This window comes from Paenibacillus sp. B-A-8, assembly GCF_048572915.1.
Lineage (GTDB): Bacteria > Bacillota > Bacilli > Paenibacillales > Paenibacillaceae > Paenibacillus_AQ.
In genome coordinates this window covers 6,815,638-6,835,456 of sequence record NZ_CP183882.1, presented here as the reverse complement: position 1 = coordinate 6,835,456, position 19,819 = coordinate 6,815,638, and the positions used below count along the sequence as shown (strand labels likewise).

General features: G+C 43.9%; 15 protein-coding genes. 10 read left to right on the top strand and 5 right to left on the bottom strand.

Annotated features, from left to right (window positions below):
• Positions 1-59: 59 nt before the first annotated feature.
• Positions 60-1,211 carry a metallophosphoesterase gene (locus ACN6MV_RS30820; RefSeq protein ID WP_419885481.1) on the bottom strand — a complete coding sequence of 384 codons (1,152 nt, stop codon included), beginning with the start codon at positions 1,209-1,211 and terminating at the stop codon, positions 60-62.
• Positions 1,212-1,512: 301 nt separating this feature from the next.
• Here ACN6MV_RS30820 and ACN6MV_RS30815 point away from each other — a divergent pair, with 301 nt between their 5' ends.
• The 7 genes from ACN6MV_RS30815 (at position 1,513) to ACN6MV_RS30785 (ending at position 10,199) form a co-directional block, all read left to right on the top strand.
• Positions 1,513-2,553: a zinc-dependent alcohol dehydrogenase gene (locus ACN6MV_RS30815; protein WP_076120396.1), complete on the top strand. Its 1,041-nt coding sequence runs from the start codon at positions 1,513-1,515 to the stop codon at positions 2,551-2,553.
• A gap of 36 nt (positions 2,554-2,589) precedes the next feature.
• Positions 2,590-4,530 carry an alpha-amylase gene (locus ACN6MV_RS30810; RefSeq protein ID WP_419885480.1) on the top strand — a complete coding sequence of 647 codons (1,941 nt, stop codon included), beginning with the start codon at positions 2,590-2,592 and terminating at the stop codon, positions 4,528-4,530.
• Between the two features lie 15 nt (positions 4,531-4,545).
• Positions 4,546-5,682: a sugar ABC transporter substrate-binding protein gene (locus ACN6MV_RS30805; protein WP_419885479.1), complete on the top strand. Its 1,137-nt coding sequence runs from the start codon at positions 4,546-4,548 to the stop codon at positions 5,680-5,682.
• Between the two features lie 21 nt (positions 5,683-5,703).
• The gene (locus ACN6MV_RS30800) at positions 5,704-6,363 is read left to right on the top strand and encodes a dihydrofolate reductase family protein (protein ID WP_042131655.1); all 660 of its coding nucleotides are present in this window, start codon (positions 5,704-5,706) and stop codon (positions 6,361-6,363) included.
• 75 nt (positions 6,364-6,438) lie between these two features.
• Entirely contained in the window at positions 6,439-7,803 is a 1,365-nt protein-coding gene (locus ACN6MV_RS30795; RefSeq protein WP_042131654.1) for an MATE family efflux transporter, read from the top strand.
• Positions 7,804-8,029: 226 nt separating this feature from the next.
• Complete coding sequence (locus ACN6MV_RS30790) at positions 8,030-8,578, top strand: hypothetical protein (RefSeq protein WP_052414775.1); 549 nt, start codon at positions 8,030-8,032, stop codon at positions 8,576-8,578.
• Between the two features lie 418 nt (positions 8,579-8,996).
• On the top strand, positions 8,997-10,199 hold the full coding sequence (locus ACN6MV_RS30785; protein WP_042131652.1) for a macrolide family glycosyltransferase: 1,203 nt from the start codon (positions 8,997-8,999) through the stop codon (positions 10,197-10,199).
• Positions 10,200-10,257: 58 nt separating this feature from the next.
• Here the strand turns inward: ACN6MV_RS30785 and ACN6MV_RS30780 are convergent, their stop codons facing one another.
• Positions 10,258-11,016 (bottom strand): SDR family NAD(P)-dependent oxidoreductase, encoded by a 759-nt coding sequence (locus ACN6MV_RS30780; protein WP_419885478.1) that lies wholly within the window; start codon positions 11,014-11,016, stop codon positions 10,258-10,260.
• Positions 11,017-11,153: 137 nt separating this feature from the next.
• Here ACN6MV_RS30780 and ACN6MV_RS30775 point away from each other — a divergent pair, with 137 nt between their 5' ends.
• Positions 11,154-11,540, top strand: a complete 387-nt coding sequence (locus ACN6MV_RS30775) for a MerR family transcriptional regulator (protein ID WP_419885477.1) — start codon at positions 11,154-11,156, stop codon at positions 11,538-11,540.
• Between the two features lie 88 nt (positions 11,541-11,628).
• Here ACN6MV_RS30775 and ACN6MV_RS30770 read toward each other — a convergent pair whose 3' ends face one another.
• Entirely contained in the window at positions 11,629-11,892 is a 264-nt protein-coding gene (locus ACN6MV_RS30770) for a hypothetical protein (RefSeq protein ID WP_419885476.1), read from the bottom strand.
• Positions 11,893-11,924: 32 nt separating this feature from the next.
• Entirely contained in the window at positions 11,925-12,131 is a 207-nt protein-coding gene (locus tag ACN6MV_RS30765; protein WP_419885475.1) for an RNA polymerase sigma factor, read from the bottom strand.
• Between the two features lie 279 nt (positions 12,132-12,410).
• Between ACN6MV_RS30765 and ACN6MV_RS30760 the strand changes: the two genes are divergently transcribed.
• Both ACN6MV_RS30760 and helD read left to right on the top strand, forming a co-directional pair.
• Positions 12,411-16,541: a glycosyl hydrolase 53 family protein gene (locus ACN6MV_RS30760; RefSeq protein ID WP_419885474.1), complete on the top strand. Its 4,131-nt coding sequence runs from the start codon at positions 12,411-12,413 to the stop codon at positions 16,539-16,541.
• Between the two features lie 296 nt (positions 16,542-16,837).
• The gene (gene helD, locus ACN6MV_RS30755; protein ID WP_419886843.1) at positions 16,838-19,264 is read left to right on the top strand and encodes an RNA polymerase recycling motor HelD; all 2,427 of its coding nucleotides are present in this window, start codon (positions 16,838-16,840) and stop codon (positions 19,262-19,264) included.
• On the opposite strand, the gene ACN6MV_RS30750 is transcribed toward helD, so the two are convergent.
• Complete coding sequence (locus tag ACN6MV_RS30750) at positions 19,228-19,710, bottom strand: VOC family protein (RefSeq protein ID WP_419885473.1); 483 nt, start codon at positions 19,708-19,710, stop codon at positions 19,228-19,230. The genes helD and ACN6MV_RS30750 overlap by 37 nt on opposite strands.
• Between the last annotated feature and the right edge of the window lie 109 nt (positions 19,711-19,819).

Genomic DNA, 19,819 nt, shown 5'->3' with positions numbered 1-19,819 from the left:
CGGTAGTCTAGGACGTTAATTCTCGTCCAAAGGCTGTCCGCTTTTTTCAAAAAATCATATTATTTAAACTCAGCCTTAATCAGTGCTATCTCACTATTCGTGCCAATGCGTAATGGCGGTCCCCAAGTCCCTGCACCAGATGTAACGATGACGTGAGGACTGTTCGAATTCTTCTGATAGTGGCCATAATCTACTGTAAACATAGCGTTGGTGATTAGGTTTCCAGGGAATACTTGTCCTTGATGCGTATGTCCGCTAATGATTAGATCGACGTCATCTCCGTATTGAATCATATTCGTTGGTTGATGGTCCATTACGATAACGGGCATATTTGTATCAATCTTACTCATCACTTCGGAAGTAATTGCTCTTGGGTTTCCTTGATTGCCAATCGGTGATGAATCCCTCCTACCAACAACAACGAATTGATTATCTATAACAACATGCTCATCATTTAGAAGTTTAATATTACTCTTATCTATAAAGTTCACAATCTCATCGTATGATCGTCCTGCATCATGGTTGCCTAAGCAAGCATAAACTCCATAGGTGGACTGAATGGTACTTAATAACTCCATACCTTTGGAAGGATTAGAGAGCGCGTAGTAGTTACCATTAAAGATATCCCCTGTCATTAACACAATATCCGGCTGTAATCCATTAATACGATCAACAACGTCTTCAATAAATTTCACATCATTTATGTAGCCCAAATGTAAGTCGCTGATCAGAACAATATTTAAATGATCTAATGAGGTGTTTTTATGAATTTGGATCGGATAAGTGACTTCTTTTAACTGATTCGCATTATAAATCCCATAAGACACTAACCCTATGACTAGAACTAACACTACTGATCTTGTATGAAAAATAACACGCGCTGGTGTAGGAGAGGGGATGTTTTTAACCCACTTACTAACCAGTAAGATTATATCTGAAAGGATCAATAGTAAGAGCAAATAGAAATAGATCCCCATCCAATAGTCCCCGAATTGACCCAAAAAGTTAACGATGCTTAAATCGGTCGTCATAGCTGAAGAGGACAATAGTAAATTAATTATGATTGTTAACGCACATAAGCTGTAGATGACTCCATATAGAATCCCGTTTACATTTGGAAATATATGTTGCAGCCATTTAAAAATCTTTCTCGCGATATAATAGTTAGTTGCCGCGTACAAAGCGAATATACACAGAAATGCAAATATCATATGATGTACCACCCTTTTTCTTTAGATTTCTGAGAGTAAACAATTATTATCAATAAGAATGAATAAATAGTCATGTACTCAGTAAGAGTAACATATTTTTTCATGTTGGAAGAGGAGAGAGTTGATTTTGAATAAGAAGAATCGAAACGGTTTGAATATATTTTAAAGCGCTTACTTATATGAAATTTATATAAAAATGTAAGCTATAGCATTTTACGACAATATTCACCTTACTTTTACATGGTGGGTATGATATATTCTGGGCGAATATGGATAACACAAACAGAAAGGAAGTATGCGTATGAAAGCGCTGGTGTGGACATCCAATCATAAGCTGGAACTATGCGAATGGGAAGAGCCACAGATCACAGCCCCGGATGAAGTTAAGATCCGGATTGAGATGACAGGTATTTGTGGAACAGATCTAGCAGTCGTAACCGGTAAAGAGGAAGGAGTATCAGGGGTCATTCGCGGTCATGAGGCTGTAGGGACTGTAGTCGAAATCGGCAGTAACGTTGACCGTGTTAAGGTGGGCGACCGTGTAGTTATCGATCCGAATCAAAGCTGCAATGAATGTTATTTTTGTTTGAAGGAACAGCCGCACCTATGTACGGGTCAGGATGGAAATGGAATGCCTATTGCTGGATTGAATCGAAACGGGACATTCACTTTTTTTTATGCTACTGCACAAACGTTTGCACACCTCCTTCCTGATCATATGAGCTGGGAGACGGCAGTCTTGATCGAGCCACTTGCCTGTGTGCTGCACAATTTCAAAGAGGCTAACGTCTCAGCAGACGATAAGGTGCTCATTCTTGGATCGGGTCCGATGGGACTGTTAAGTCAAATTGTGAGTAAATCCAAATCTGCGCTCACGGTGGCGACAGAAATTAATCCCTATCGGTTGGCTTTTGCCAGAGAGATTTCAGATTTCGCTCTGACACCTTCCCAATTAAATCAAGCTACTGTGGATGAAATCTGCGAGGGACATAAGTTTGATCTGATTATCGACACAGTGGGGACACAGCTCGAAATGGCAGAGAAGTGGATTGAGCGCGGGGGGCGCATCGTTCCTTTTGGTATTAATGCAAAGTACCGGTATACCTTTTCTCCTACCAAATTCGTACAGCTTGCAATCAAAATTATTGCAGCAGGCGAATACCGCTACATGTTCGAGGAGGCTTTGCGGTTTGCCGCTGAAACACCTGAACTGGAGAAGCTGGTAACTAGAAAAGTTAGGCTCAGTCAGCATGAAGCAGCGATAGACGAGTTGATCGGCTATGAGTTGAACTCTTTGAAGGTGGTTAGGAGTGAAACCGTAAAGACGGTTTTTGTTCCCTAAACGAAATCCTACAATCAATGAGAGGTGGCACTGATAATGAGCAACGACAGCAAATTTAGGCTAGTTCAGGACTACTTGTCTACACACAAGGATAAAGACGTGGAGCCCATTTGGATCCCTGCAGTGTGGAATGAGTGCCAGTATGAGCGTGTTCTCTTTGAAAAAGACGGTGAAATCTGTGTACATCCGTATGATTTTTTGACGGAGCATTTGAAGTATGTGGACAAGCTTTCGTGGAGGTATTTGCTTAAGGAACGCACAAATCTGGACGACAGCGCGATCTATTCCTCGCTTATTCGCTATTCGACGGCTTGGGATTACAACCATGATGGAACAATCGAATCTGGTACTTTTTTAAGATTCCTTATTCTTCTACCGCTGCTAAAAAAAATGGGCATTAATATTCTATACATGCTTCCTGTGAACCAGTACAGCAAGTTAAATCTGAAGGGGGATATCGGATCACCTTACGCGGTGCAGTCGTTATTTCACTTGGACCAGAACCTGCATGATAGCTTGTTGGATGGTATGGAAGAGTTCACGATCCACGATGAGCTTAGCGCTTTGGTAGAAGCTTGTCATTTGCTTGATATTAAGACGGTTGTTGATTTCATTCCCCGTGTAACGGCGAAAAACAGCGCGTTCATTAATGAACATCCTGAATGGGTGTATTGGATCAAGATGGATGAATTAGAAGGCTTTGCGCCGCCACCGATCCCTGAGCTTGGGTTTTTTGAGGAGTGTACGCCTGATAAATTGGAGATGGTCTATCAAAGCCAGGAGACCGCAGCATTTCTGCGGAAGTTCTCACTGCCGCCCAATGAACTTCATCCAATCCTTTGGCAGCAATTAAAAGAGAGGGCTGATAGAACTGGGGAGGAGATATTAACTTTGGTGGAGCGAGAGATGGGGATAACGACTGCTCCAGCGCATTCGGATTGGATAAATGATGTGCAGCCGATTTGGACAGACATTACGTTTTTACGCTTATACAAGGACTTTTCTCCACAAGTGAGACATCTTATAAGTCCGGATCAGGCGCCATATGTCCTTTTTGATACGATTAAATGCAATGACTATCCTGGAGAGGAGCCGAATTTGGAGCTCTGGGATGTTCTGGAGGAGGCCGTACGGTTTAATCTCAAAAAATATGGAATTGACGGCTTTCGCATCGACATCGGACATGTGCTTCCAACACCGTTGCTGACTCGAATTTTTAATACGATTAAACAGCTGAATCCGAATGCAATCTTGATCAGCGAAGATTTGTTCAATCGTAACCACAAGAAGGCAGCGAGCACCGGTTACAACATTATGCTAGGCAGCGGATGGAACGTTATGACGCAGATTACTAAGGAGAATCTCGTTTCATTCTTAGAGGAGCTGCCGGAGTTGAACATTCATGTGTTTGCCTGTGCAGAGACGGCGGATACTCCCCGGATCACGAGCCGTGGCGGTATAGACGTTGCTCGAATGATCGCGGTGTTTAATCAATTTCTTCCGAACGCCATTCCGTATGTGACGACGGGCTATGAAATGAATGAAGAGCAGCCCCTCAACTGCGGCCTTGGAGACAACACGAACGGAGAAGAGATTTCTCGTGCTTTTTTTAACGTCATGCAGATTAATTGGACCAATCCTGCACCGATGCTGCCGCTGCTGACGGAGCTAAGTGAATTCAAGAAAGACTGGCGCCAGCTAGTTCAGCCAGAGAATTTTTTCGTGGCTCAGTCCCCGGAGGGTACTGTTCTGTACGGATATATGCACGGGGATCGGACGCTGTTATGCTGCTTTAACTTGAGTGCTGATACTTCCTGCCAAGTCGATTTAAAGGCTGCCGTACCTGGTCGATACCCAATGTCCGTGACACTGGATAGTTCCTTAACGGACAGCAGCGTAGGTCAGGTGTTCGAAAGCTTACTGCTTGCGCCTAATCAGGCACTAGTGCTAGTAAACAATCATAGACAAGTTAGTTAAGGGAGAGAGGTTGCAATGGAAAAGAAAAACAAGGAAATCGTGTTATGGCATGAGTTTGATGGTCCGGGAGATACCTCGATTGAGGTGTTAGAGGGAATTTGCAAGCTGTATACGGAGCGCTTTGACGTACAAGTTACACCTCAAGTGATGAATATTACAGAGCTGACTACGCGCCTGAACCGAATTAAGGATACCCACCAAGGTCCGCACCTGGCGATGGTTCCCGCCGACATGTCCTCTTATGTCGAAAATGGCCTCTACTCCGAGGTGCCTGGCGGGCTGCTCGATGATGTGTTGACTGAAGGGACCCTTTCAACGATGCAAATGGATGGCGTTCAGTATGGTATTCCGGTATTGAGGGGCAATCATCTGGTCCTATACTACAACCCGGAAATTTTCACTAGTGCGCCGACGACATGGGATGTGTTCGAACAGGAAGCTGAGAGGTTATCCGCACAAGGTATCGTGCCGATTGGCGCAGATTTACAACAGGGCTATTGGTTTATTCCGTTCCTTACGGCTTTTGGTGGTTGGCCTGTACAGAATGGAAAGCCGAATATCATCACCGCTGAAATGAAGCAGGCACTACAATTTATCCGCGACAAGATGGATCAAGGTGTACTTGTAAGTCTTGATGGTTCTACAGGACTGCTAGAGCAGTTCATTGATGGTAAGATCGGCGCCATTATTTGTGGCGAGTGGATTTATAATCATCTGGATAAGCATATGAATCATAGACTTGCGGTTTGCCAGCTTCCGGTTATCGAGGGGAGGCAATCGCTATCCATGACTTCTTCCATCGGCCTGATCTATCCCAATCATTCGTTAACATCAGAGGAGCGGGAAGATATTTTATCATTCACGCGTTTTATGCTGAGTGATGAATGCCAAACTATGTGGACGCTGGATGTGCAGCGGATTCCGGCACAGGAAGGAACACTTAAACGGTTAACTGATATTGCGGCACCTAACAAAAAAATGATTTTATCATTATTGGATCAAGCAAGGCCGATGCCGACTTTCCCCTTCATGATCCACGTATGGGAGGCACTGAATGCAGGTCTTATCGAGTTGCCCTTGAGTAATCCTGAACAAGCGCTTAAAAAAATAGAGCAAAGTCTCCAAGTATCTTGGGGCGCATTTAAAAGCTAATAAGAGACGGGGAGAAAACAAATGAAAACAACGATATTCAGCCAAATTTCGATTGACGGAAAGCTCACGATGGGAGCCGGTAATTCGAGTAAAGAGCTTTTTTCTTTGTTTTCCAATGAGGATATGGAATTCATCCATCTATTTCGGGGGAACGTGCAGGGCATTATGGTTGGAAAAAATACGATCCTGACAGACAATCCGTTTCTTACTAATCGATATGAGGAGAACAAAAATCCAATTCGTATCATTCCGACAACTACCTTGGATATTCCGCTAGACTGCAATGTTCTCTCGGATCAGGGGAAGACGATTATTGTCACAACCGAGAAAGGACGGGATGAAGAAAAAATCAAGCAGATTCGGGAAAGAGGCAAGGAATGCCTCATTTGCGGCGAGGATAAAGTCGATTTCGTTGAGCTTGAACGTCAGCTTGAGAAAAATTATGGGATTACTAGCCTGATGGTCGAGGGCGGCGGATTTTTGAACTGGCATATTTTCAATCAGGATATCGTTGATGAAATTATTCTGATGCAGCTACCGATCATTATAGGCGGCTCCACGAACATTACTTTAGTGGATGGAGACGGGTACCAGCAATTGAGCTTTGCAAAAAAGTTCAAAGTTGTAGAAATTCAGCCAAAAGATAATTACACGCTCATGCGCTACAAAAAAGTAGTATGACCTCTCACAAGGTCATAGACTGCAAAAGGCTATGGATTCTGGAAAAATTAAGAATATGGGGGTTGTAAACAATACATGTCAGACAAAGAGAATTTCTACAAAAGTGTGTATAAAATAGCTGTGCCCGTCACACTTCAGAGCTTACTGATGGCATTGCTCAATTTGACGGATCAATTGATGGTCGGTCAGCTTGGAGATGTGGCGATTGCCTCGGTGGGGATGTCCACCAAAATATACGGAATTATCGCGGTTGTCTTAGCCGGTTTATCGACAGGTGTATCTATTTTTGCTGCCCAATTTTGGGGGAACAAAGATTCCAAAAGTGTCTCCCAGGTGCTGGGTCTCGGTCTGATCGTCGGCTTCGCGTTCTCGTTCCTGTTCTCTGCGGCTGTATTCATCGATTCGCCGTTCTTTCTGAGTATGTTCACTACAGATGCGAATGTAATAAATGACGGGTACATTTTTCTACAGATTATGTCGATCGGCTTTGTGCCTGTAATGCTCACGATGATGTATTCGGCGATTTTGCGCAGTACCGGGCATGCCAAATGGCCGATGTATGTTAGCTTAATTGCAGTTGGATTGAATCTAATACTGAACTACGTACTTATCTTCGGCCACTTCGGCGCTCCTGCACTCGGCTTGAAGGGTTCGGCTATCGCTACGCTTGTTTCCAGAGTGATCGAATGTTTATTGATCATTGGCGCCGTGTACCGGTATCGGTTACCGGGAGCTGTCGGGTTAAAGAACTTGTTCATCATTCCTAAACCGCTCGTCCGCAAGTTTTTTGGAACGACTTATCCGCTGTTGCTAACGGAATTGATCTGGGTGTTGGGTGAAACGGCATATGCAATCATCTATAGCCGCATGGGAACGACGGAAATGACAGCAATGACCATTACCTTCCCGTTGCAAGGGCTTTGTATCGGCTTATTATCCGGTCTGGCTAGTGCAGCCGGGGTGCTCGTTGGCAACCGTTTGGGCGCGAACGAAACAGATATCGCACTCGATCACGCGAAAAAATTCATTCGGCTTGGTATTATTATCTCTCTAATTGTAGGGGCTATCATTGCGGCAGGTTCGAAGCTGTATGTATCCGCATTTAATATCTCCGAGGATGCCAAACAAATGGGTGTGTATATCGTTATCGTATTCGCTGGATTTCTTTGGGTCAAAGTATCTAATATGATTATAGCGGGTGGCATTCTAAACAGCGGGGGAGATAGCAAGTTCGTATTCAGCATGGAATCGACAGCAACGTGGCTGATTGGGGTCCCATCTGGGCTGCTGCTGTCATACGTCTGGAAGCAGCCAGTCTACCTCGTGTACCTTGTCATCTCACTGGAGGAGCTTGTCCGCTTCGGTTTTGGCTATGCCCGGATTTACTCCCGCAAGTGGATGAGAAATTTAGTTAGCGATTTGGCTGAAAAAGCGATGTAGAGGTTAAGGTTACATAAAACTCTGCAACTATCTGGGTTGATTGGTTGGCTTAAGACCCCGTGTATTCCCGCTTATGGGAATATCTCAGGGGTCTTTTTGTTGCTACCGATTTGATTGTCGTATGGGGTGGCTTTGAATGGGTGATAATTAGTTAAACGGATCTAGTCAGAAAGGAACTGCTATGCGAGAAACCTCTAGAAGGTATAGGTTCAATGATGTTTTTGAAATGATTTTGTACATCGTATGCGGTGTATCATTTGTTTATTTTAGCGTGATTGGGAACTATGGTAAAACCTTTCAAGCGGGTCTTATCATTGTCGTCCTATTACTCTTTAGGGGCTTAATCACATGGACTAAAAGCGAATTGCCTCCTGCACTGCGGTTCTCGGTGCTGATCTTTATCACGATTACGATGATGCTCGCCAATTTATTCAATATGTATGCGTTCATCCCTTATCTAGACAAGATTGAACATCTGCTGTCCGGAGTTATTCTATTCTTCGTAGGACAATTCATTTTGATCAAGATGGCTAAGCGTAAAGAGCTGGGCGGTGTACCTTCCAACATCATCATCTGGTTCGCTTTCCTGTTTGCTGTTGCCATGGCTGGGCTGTGGGAGATTTATGAGTTTACAGTAGATCATCTTTTCGGATTACATTCACAAAACGGTAGTTTGAGCGATACGATGATGGATATGATCTGCGGAATATTGAGCGCAGCTGTCACAGCCCTTTATTTATACAATAAAGCGCGCAGAACAAGTAAATATGACTAACGTTGATTCAAACGATCAATAGGAGGCTTTTTAGGAATTGTAATCTGAAAAATAGTTTCTGTCGTTGTTCCCTCGAGCAATCGCACGCTGCCATTGTATAATTCCGTAATTTCTTTGAAGATTGAGAGGCAGATGCCTTTGCCCCGGTTTTTGACCGTGAGATTCACTTCCTCAGTATCCTCCGTTAGTCCAAACCCAGATAATAGCCCTCTTCACCGTACCTAACGACATTATCCAGCAAGTTGCGGAAATCGTATTCGACAGCGGCGCGTCGATTAGCGCTGGCAGAATGGTTTTTGCGATCATCCATTTGAGAAGTAGAAGTCGGCCGTTGATGAACGTATAATGGGTACATTGAAAAGGACAGAATTGGAGCTACATACATCATAATTTAGGTCATAACTGAGGAGTGGAAGGGATGGCGCGTGTCTTATTTATTAATGCAGGATCAGAGGGACATATCAATCCAACGATTGGTATTGTACAGGAGCTTATTTCTCGTGGAGAAGAGGTAGTGTACTTCTCTATAGAAGCTTTTCGGGAACGTATTGAGGAGACGGGCGCTATAGTTCGGACATTGGACGATCAACAATATATAAAGGCTTTTATTTCAGGTGGAAGAGATTATTTACTTGAAAGAGTGAATGGGCTTTTACTTACAGCGAATATAGTTATTCCGGGCGTTCTTGAGCAGATCAAAGGCGAGCATTTCGATTATATCATTCATGATTCCATGTTTGGTTGCGGACGTTTAATTGCTCAAATCCTCAAGCTTCCTGCAATCAACTCTTGTACTTCTTTTGTACAGACAAAGGCATCATTTGATCAACTTATGGAGCAGTTTTACATGGAAGCTCCTGCAGAAATAGTAAAAGCTGTGGACGATAGATTTCAAAGCCTGACGGCAAAAATAAAAGAAAAATACGGCGTGGAAATCCATTCTCCTTATGAAGTGTTCTGTAATCCTGCACCACTTACAATCGTTTATACGACAAGGGAGTTTCATCCTTATGGTGAAGCCCTGAATCAATCGTATAAGTTCGTGGGTCCATCTATCTCCTCACGATTAACTCCAGATGATTTTGACCTTTCTGCAATTAAGGGAAAAGAATTAATTTACATTTCAATGGGCACAGTTTTCAACCAAGCCATAGATTTCTATAAGCTCTGTTTTAAGGCATTCGGGAATATGGATCATACGATTGTGATGTCCATTGGGAATAAAGTCCAAATCTATGATTTGGGAGAAATTCCGCAAAACTTCATTGTGAAAAATTATGTTCCACAAATGAATGTATTGCAAAACTCGAGATTATTCATTACTCATGGTGGAATGAACAGTGTGCATGAGGGTCTCTATTACGGGGTTCCGCTAATTGTAATCCCACAAAGTGCGGATCAACCGATCATTGCTGAGCAAGTCGCCAATGCAGGAGCGGGTATTAAATTACAAATGCAAGGATTAACTGCAACTGAACTACGTGAAGCTGTAGAGCGTGTGCTGACCCTTCCATCATTCCAAAAAGCTGTTGCAACAATTAAAGATTCTTTTCGGACATCCGGTGGGTCACACCAAGCTGTGGATGAGATTTTCGAATGGAGGCGTCAATATCTTGATTAGTTTGCAGGGTCATCCATTGAAGGATGGCCCTCTTCATGCCTTAACTTACAAGACAAGTCTATCGCGTACGCTCCACATAATTAAAAATAGCATCTTTCAACTCAAATTCGTACGTCAAACCATCCACTAATCCCACCACATGATTGCTGTCATACAGATCAAGCATGAATCCAGCCATCTCCTTTGCGGTATGGAATTTAGGCACAGCGCCGTGATATTCGAAATCCGTGATATCGAAAGCACGTTTCGCGAATTCTGTTTCTGTTGCGGCAGGTGCCAACACTTTAGCCTGCATAGGTGCACCTTGACTCTTCAACTCATGAGATAGCCCTTCAGTAAATGCACTTACGTAAAACTTGCTCGCACAGTACGTTATAGCATTGCCCACAATCGTATAACCGCCACCAGATGAAACGTTAATTAATTGAGTGCCTTCAATAGTGGAGTAGTCTCGAACGAATAGAGAGGAGAGTATAGTTAACGCTTCTATGTTCAGATGTAGCATTGTAGTTATTTTATTTAAATCTTGTTCGGCCACTGAAGCAAAGTTCCCAAATCCGGCATTGTTGATCCAGGTTTCGAGGGGATACTCTTGCAAGCTTTCGTAAAGTGAATAAGCATTCTCAATAACGGATAAGTCAGTCGTTCGAATGATAACCTCTACATCAGGCTGAATACGGGTAATTTCAGACTGTAACTCCTCCAGCTGTTCCTTTCTGCGGGCAACAAGAATTAAGTTTTTTCCACGCGCTGCAAAAGCTAGAGCAGTTTCATAACCTATCCCTGAACTAGCGCCGGTAATTACAGTGTACTTCATGTGATTTCCTCCTATTTTTAAACGAGCTTGTAATTTTATCCTACAGCGATTTGATTATATAGGTTAGAGTTTACTCTAAGGCAAATGTTTTTTATAATCAGGGTGACTTTCAAAACATATTAGATTCGAGGACTCGTATGTATACGATTAGCGAGGTATCCAAGTTATTGGAGATAACTACATATACACTGAGATATTATGAAAAAGAAGGGATCGTTGCTCCGATTCGCAATGCCAATGGAGAAAGGGTATATGAGGATACTCATCTTGCTTGGCTGCGATTTGTACTGAGGTTGAAACAAACCCAAATGCCTATCGCACAGATCAGGCAATATGCCCAGTTATACCTAGAGGGCGAGCATACAAGCCAAGCCCGTTTGGATCTTCTCGAAGATCATAGAAGCTCCGTTCAGGATCAAATCAGACATTTAACAGAGACAGACAAGATGCTGAACGACAAAATTGCCAATTACAAATCCTTCATTAGTAAAGGGAATACACTGGATTTGTCTATGCATGATTAGTAGTACAATTACACTTCGTCCATGCAGAAGGGGATTACCTCAGGCCTTACGGCCAACAGGTAATCCCCTTCTGTTGCAGCGATAACAATTATTTTTTCAGAGGAATTTTGATCTCCAGTTGTTTGTTGTAATTTTTAACTACTTTACCTTTGGCATCTACTTTGTAAGCCCCGGCAGTGCCTTTAACTGCTAGAGCAATACGCACAGAAGTCTCTCCCACAGCAACGCGAGTGGTTTTGATTTCAAATTGGTTGTCTTTCTTTAAAGCTGGCAGCTGAATGCTACGCGCTACTCCTGCTTGATTGAGAGAAAACTTTAGTACATACGGAGCTTCGATTCCGTTAAGCTTCACATGGATGCTCAATTCAGAGGAAGCCAAAGTTTTTAAAAAATTTTAGGCTGTTTAAGGTTGGGGAGCCCTTTATACACCTTCAGTGTTGTTTCCTGAAGAGCATCCGCGCAATCTTCATCTTTTAGCAGAATGGTTTTGGCTAATCTGTACAACTGGGGTTCCAGTTGCCTGAAAAGACGGGTAAACGCCTCGTGGTCGCCTTTCTGCGCTTTTTTGATATCCAGTTCGTTTTCCAGCAAATGATTTTTCCTCCTTGAGGGCCCTCTGTATGATTAGATGGAGAAGGCATACAAAAAGTTATATTTGGATAAAAAAATCTAAAATCTATTTAATATCATCTATTCCAGAATAGTGGAAAATGAAGATTAAAGCCTATAAAGCTTGCTTAAGCATACAAAATGTTTTCTTTTCATCCGTTACTAAATATTTTAACTATTGGTATATTGATTTGTAAGTGCTTACATACTTAGGACGCACACATATGCATCTGAAAATTTAGAATGGAAGGTGATCAGAACATGCGAGTTAATCAAAAGGGTATCTCTGTCTTTTTAGCAGTGTTGTTGATGTTAAGTTCATTCTCATTCAACATGAGGAGTGCTTTGGCTGCAGATTCGAATAGTTCGTTAATAGTAAATGGCGGTTTCGAGGACGATTTCTGGGAAGATGGATCATGGAGTGTCGATACGGCAAATTGGGATCAAGTAGAAATCAAGCATTTTGCATATGCCGATGATACTTGGCTAAGCCCTGATGAAGGAGCTCATGCTTTCAAATATTGGATTAACAAAGCCGCTACTGGAAACCAGACGATCGCGCTTAAGCAGACCATAACGAATCTCCCTGCGGGAAGCTATGAGCTCTCAGTCAAGTCGATGGGCGGTACTGACAAGGAAACAGGGAATGTTGAATTGTTTGCGGGTGACGAGAAGGCATCCGCTGTTGCTACCACTGGCTATAATGCTTGGGGAACGCTCAGCCTGAAATTTATCTTGAAGCAGGATACCCCGAGTTTTGAGGTTGGTGCGAACATAAGCGGCGCTCCAAGCGCATATGGTTTTTTGGACAGCTTTGAGTTGAAACAGTTGAGTACGGATACGACCTTGCCGGTGCCGGCGGATATTTTTGTGAAGAAGGTAGAAGGACTTCAGCCTGATTTTATTAAGGGCGTGGACATCTCCAGTATTATTTCTTTAGAGAATAGCGGAGTCGAGTTTTACAATGAAAACGGAGAAGTGCAGGATATATTTACAACCGTACATGAAGCCGGGGTTAACTACGTTCGGGTACGGATATGGAATGATCCTTTTGATACAACTGGTAATGGTTATGGCGGTGGTAATAATGACCTGGCAACCGCTATCGAAATCGGGAAAAGAGCGACTGCAAACGGTATGAAGCTACTGGTCGACTTCCATTATTCAGACTTTTGGGCCGATCCCGCCAAGCAGCATACGCCTAAGGCGTGGGCAAACTTGAGTTTTGAAGATAAGAAGACTGCACTTTACGAATATACCAAAGTAAGTCTGGAAGCCCTGATCGATGCAGATATTGATGTTGGCATGGTTCAGGTTGGTAATGAAACGAATGGACAATTCGTCGGTGAATCTGATTGGACGAAGATTAGCCAATTGTTTAGTGCGGGAAGTAAAGCGATTCGAGAGATCGATTCTAATATTCTGATCGCTCTGCATTTTACAAATCCTGAGGGGGCAGGTAGATATGCTTCCTATGCGAAAACCTTGCAGAATAATAATGTAGACTATGATGTATTTGCAAGTTCTTATTATCCTTTCTGGCACGGCACTTTAAGCAATTTGACATCCGTGTTGACGCAAGTGGCTGATACTTATGGAAAAAAAGTAATGGTAGCCGAAACCTCGTACGCGTATACCGCTGAGGATGGAGATGGACACGGAAATACAGCGCCTCAAAGCTCGGGTCAAACTCTAAACTATCCTATCAGCGTTCAAGGTCAGGCCAACTCGGTTAGAGACGTGATCGAAGCTGTTGCGAATGTGGGTGAAGCGGGAATAGGTGTGTTTTATTGGGAACCTGCGTGGCTTCCGGTAGGTCCGAAAGATAATCTGGAGCAGAATAAGTCGATTTGGGAAAAATACGGTTCAGGCTGGGCATCTAGCTACGCCAAGGAATATGATCCAAAGGATGCAGGGGAATGGTACGGAGGAAGTGCTGTTGACAATCAGGCTTTGTTTGATTTTAACGGACATCCGCTTGCTTCACTGAATGTATTTAAATACGTTAATACAGGTGCTGTTGCTCCGATTGCTGTAGATGAAGTAAAAGATGTAACCGTCACAGCGATTGCTGGGGAGCCAATCCATCTGCCGAAAGACGTAAGTGTTATTTACAATGATGGAAGTTCGGCAATGATTCCAGTAACGTGGGATCAGGTTGCGCTTGAGCAAGCCATTAGCCAGGGAGCGGGCAGCTATGTGATCGGTGGAACGGTAGAAGGCGGTCAAACGGTTAAGGCTTTTCTAGTCATTAAAAAAGAGAACTTTATCGTCAATGCTGGCTTTGAAAATAGCGATAGAAGCATGTGGAAAATCACCTATGCTAACGCTAAAGAACCACACACAGACTTCCAAAACAAAGTCTCAGATGCCAAGACGGGCAACTACTCTCTACATTTCTACTCGGCGAAAGCAGTGGACTTTAGAGTGGAGCAGACCATTTCTGGGCTGAAGCCGGGATATTATAATCTTTCAATGTTTATTCAAGGGGGAGATGCTGTAAACCCCAACATGAATCTATTTGCTGTAACGGATGGTAATGAAGTGAAAATAGACACTGGTGTGAAAGGATGGACACAGTGGAATAATCCTGAGATTCGGGATATTCTCGTTACCGATGGAACGCTAACGATCGGAGCAAATATCAAAGCCGATGGCGGCGCATGGGGAACGATTGATGATTTCTATTTAAGCTATGTAAGAGGTATTGAAGAGTCTGCTATTGTTGATACAAATGCAGAAGTACAACAAATCACTTCTATGACTGCTAAGGTTGGAGGAAACATCACTTCGGACGGTGGTGCTGAGGTTACAGAGCGGGGAGTTGTATATTCCACTACCGCCACTCCTACAATTGCTGACGGTAAGGCCATAGCTGAATCAGGTGGAACAGGAGCCTTTTCAGTGAAACTTACGGGACTTCAATCGGGATCTACCTATCATGTACGTGCCTATGCCGTGAATGGAGTCGGAGTAAGCTATGGGCAAGAGATTACGTTTACGACATTAAGTTCTAGTGCAAGCTTGAATAGCATGAATTTGAGCGGCATAACATTGGATCAAACAGTGAGCGGAAGTGTATACGATTATACAGCGAGCGTACCGTATTCCTTATCTAACTTCACGGTGACGGCAACGGCCAGCGATGCTGTTTATGGTACCTTAACAGCGAGTGTGTACAATAGTGCCAATACGCTTGTGGCTGGTCCGATAAGTTTGACAAGCGGGGAAACGAGCGTAGAGCTTCCTCTTGAAGTAGGTAGTAATCGTTTGGAGTTATTCGTAATTGCCCAGGATGGCACAGGTACGAAGTATACTGCAACGATAACGAGAGCTGCACAAGATAACGGTTCTGATGATAATGGCAACGGTGGTAATGATGGCGGTAGTAGCTCCAACATCGTACTTCCGGTTATCTCCACCAACGGGAAATTGACGCTTCCCGCAGGTCAATCCGGTGAAGTCAGACTGGATAATGGGCTTGTGATTTCTATTCCGGCTAATGCTTCAGGCAAGCAACTGACATTAACAATTGAGAAAGTGCTCCAAACAGAGAGTCTTCTCAGCAATCATGAGATTCTCGTAAGCCCGATCTATGAGATTCTAAAAAACTTCGCGGAGAACTTTAGTAAACCGGTCACGCTAACCTTTGTGTTCGATTCAGGACAAGTGAAGAGTGGCCAGACTGTAGCGATCTTTTATTATGATGAAGTGAAGAAGAGCTGGGTGAAAGTTAACGGCGGCAAAATAGATGGAAATCGCATTGCTGCAGATGTGGATCACTTTACGAAGTTTGCTGTACTCGTAGTGGATCAAGCGACCGGATTGCCGGTAACAAATGCATCTACTGAACCGACAACAGAAGCTGGGTTCAGCGATATCTCCGGACATTGGGCGGAGAACAATATTAAGAAAGCGGTGAGCGAAGGGATCATCAAGGGTTATACGGATGGAACGTTCAAGCCGAATGCTACGGTGACACGCGCTGAATTTGCGGTGATGCTGATGAATGCGCTGAAGCCTACTGGAAACGGTGTGGAACTGGGCTTCACAGATACAATCCCTGCTTGGGCCGAGAAGTCCATTGCACAAGCCTTAGAGGCGAAGATTATACGCGGCTATGAAGATGTTACCTTCCGTCCGGCAGCAAGCATAACACGTTCGGAGCTGGCAGTTATGATCGCTAGAGCAGCAGGAGTAGATTTAACATCGGCGGCATCAACAGGCTTTGCTGATGATAGCCAAATTCCTGCATGGGCAAAGGATGCAGTTGCAGCCGTGAAGAAATCAGGCATTGTGAGCGGACGTAATGGCAATGTATTTGCACCAAATGAGACCGCAACAAGAGCAGAGGCAGTAACCATCATTATGAATCTGCTGCAAACTAAATAGTAAACTTACTGTAGTAAGAAAATAGACCGTCCTTAGGACGGTCTATTTGCTATGTACAGCCATGCTGAGGGTACAAAAAAAGAAGAACTGACAGACTGTGCCGGTTCTTCTACATATAATTAATTTGCATGCAAAGAAAGTTCGTGATAATATTATAGAACTGCTGTTAATTTCACTTATTTACACATAAGTATAACATCTTATCTACACTATTATAATACCATGTGGATCAGCAGTTTGTCAAATTTAATTTTTGCTTCTTTATAACAAGAATGAAAAGGAGCGTGTTCGTGAAGATGGTAGACGTAAACGATTGGCAGCAAGAACAAGAACGGCTTGATTTGGTTACGGAAAAGCTGCGATTAAGAATCGCAGAACTAGAACCCGAAGTAACTGGGTTACGTGATCAGGTGGTGGACATTCGCAAGCGGTTTTGGGAAGAAGTCACGGTCAATACGAGCACAGACGAAGATTTCGAAGAGACCTTCTACAGTATAAAGCAGCAAGAAGCGTTGTTGTCCGAGCGGGAACGCAGTCACCGGCAACGGGTCCAGCGTTTTAATAATATGAAACGGCTTCTGCCCTCTCCCTATTTTGGGCGAATGGATTTTCATGAAGACGGCCTGAGCTCCAGTGAGAAAATTTATATCGGAGTAGCTTCTTTCGTCGATGCAGACGGTGTGGACTTTCTGGTGTATGACTGGCGAACACCTATTGCAAGCATGTACTATGACCATTCTCCGGGGAGATCCACTTATGAAACGCCGGGTGGACAGATTACAGGTGAGATGATGCTGAAGCGGCAATATCAGATCCGTTACGGCCAGCTCCAGAACGTGTTCGATACGAGCTTAACGATCGGGGACGAATTGCTTCAGCAGGTGCTTGGCAAGGGCGCGGATTCACAAATGAAGAGCATTGTGGCGACCATTCAGAAGGAACAGAACGCCATCATCCGCAATGACAAAAGCCGTATGCTCATTGTACAGGGGGCGGCTGGCAGCGGAAAGACGTCCGCAGCGCTGCAACGGGTAGCCTATTTATTATACAAACACCGCGATAGGCTCAAGGCGGATCAGATCGTTCTTTTTTCGCCAAATCCGATGTTTAACAGTTATGTATCGACGGTGCTGCCCGAGCTTGGCGAGGAGAATATGCAGCAAACGACCTTTCAGGAATACCTTGCTTATTGGCTTGGATCCACGGTTCATCTAGAGGACCCTTTCGAGCAGATTGAATATGTACTGACATCATCACAATCCTCGCAGGGATATGAAGCACGGCTAACAGGAATGCAATATAAGGCTTCTGAAGCCTTTCTGCATGCTCTCCAAAGCTACGCACAATGGCTAGGGAAAGAGGGAATGCTGTTCCACAGTATTCGTTTCCGGGACCGCGATTTGATTACTGCGGAGCAAATGAAATCGCAATTTTACAGCTACGACAGCTCTATCCGATTGGCGAATCGCGTCGCTTTACTACGTGAATGGCTGCTGCGCGAGTTGACTAAGCTAGAACGTCAGGAAATGGAGGCACCCTGGGTTCAAGATGAGGTCGATTACCTCGACAACGATCAATATGCCGAAGCGTACAGTGAGGTGCTTAAGAAGTACCGGCGAGAAGAGGCTGTCTTCGATTTTACGGAGCAGTATCTTGAAATCTATGGCGATTTTCGTATTCAGAAGGACGGGGAAGAGAATGTTTTTGACTTTAGTTCGCAGGAAGAAGAACTGCTGCGTCGAATGATCGTGAAGGAGCACTTCAAACCGCTGAGACGGGATGCCAAACGGTTGAAGTTCATAAATACGATTGGATTATACGATCAGTTATTTAGTGATGAAGCCACTTATCAGAAAATGACGGGTGAAGCCGAAGTGCCCGAGCAGTGGCCAGAAATCTGTAAGCAAACGAAGGTGAAGTTGAGCAGTACCGAGCTGTTTTATGAGGATGAGACCCCATTCCTATATTTAAAAGAGCTTATCGAGGGTTCTCGCACGAATACAATGGTGCGGCATTTATTTATTGACGAGGGGCAGGACTATTCACCGTTCCAATTCGCGTTTCTCAAACAATTGTTTCCCCGCGCCAGCATGACAATACTCGGCGATTTCAGTCAAGCGATTTTCCCGCAAGCGACGAATCTGCAAGAGGTGAATTCTCCTTTGATTCGGCTTTATGGTGAGGAAGAAACGAACCTGTTTCGTCTAATCCGAAGCTATCGTTCTACTCGCGAGATTGTGGAGTTTACGAAGGAACTTCTACCCAATGAAGAGATCGTACCTTTTGAGAGAGGCGGGGAGAAGCCGGGCCTAATGAAGGCTAGCAACGATGTGCAGCGGGCGGCGCGAATAAAAGAGGATCTTGGGGCGCTTATGGCTGAAGGGCTCGATTCCATTGCCGTTATTACAAAGACTGCTGCGGAAAGTCGCGAGGCTTATGAAGTATTGGCTGCACAGGGCTGCGACAATCTGCGGCTTATTACGAAGGAAACGCTCACCTTTGAGAAGGGAACGCTAGTTATTCCCGCGTATCTTGCTAAGGGGGTAGAATTCGACGCTGTGCTAATCTACGATGCTTCCACGCAGACGTATCATCGGGAGAGCGAACGTAAACTCTTTTATACGGCTTGTACTCGCGCGATGCATCGCCTTCTGCTGTACACGACAAGAGATTGGTCACACTTTATTCAAGCCTTGGATACCTCTTTGTATGAGGTAGTGTAAGTAGACATATCAAAATCCACTTCTTCAAGAAATTCGATAACTTCCCCATTGGGGCTGTGAACGATCGCGTTCTTGATCAGAAGAGGCGGTTCACCAAGAGAAATAGAATCTGGTGCTATAAAAGCCTTTGCTCCATGAGCAAGGGCTTTTTGATATATTTCATCCACTTTATCCACATAGAAGGCGAAATGTAATAACGCTCCGTGAGCTACTTCTTCTTCAGATAAGGCTTTTTTCCCTTGGGCGGCGATCATTGCATCATTATCAAAAATCTCAATGCAGGTCTTTTGGTCAGGCGAAATCAGCATCGATGCTTCTTTAATTTGAAAGGCTGGCAGACTCCAGTGATGACCTAACTTGAATCCTAAGACGTCAATATAAAAAGAAATGGTTTCTCTATAATCCTTGGCTTGGATCGCTATATGTGCAATACCTTTTACGCTCATCTTTAATCGCTCCTATCGCTAATGTACTATTTATTATAGTTGGATTAAAATAGGAGATACATATATAAGATAAGTGTTTTATAGTGACATGGTTATTGAATATAAGGTA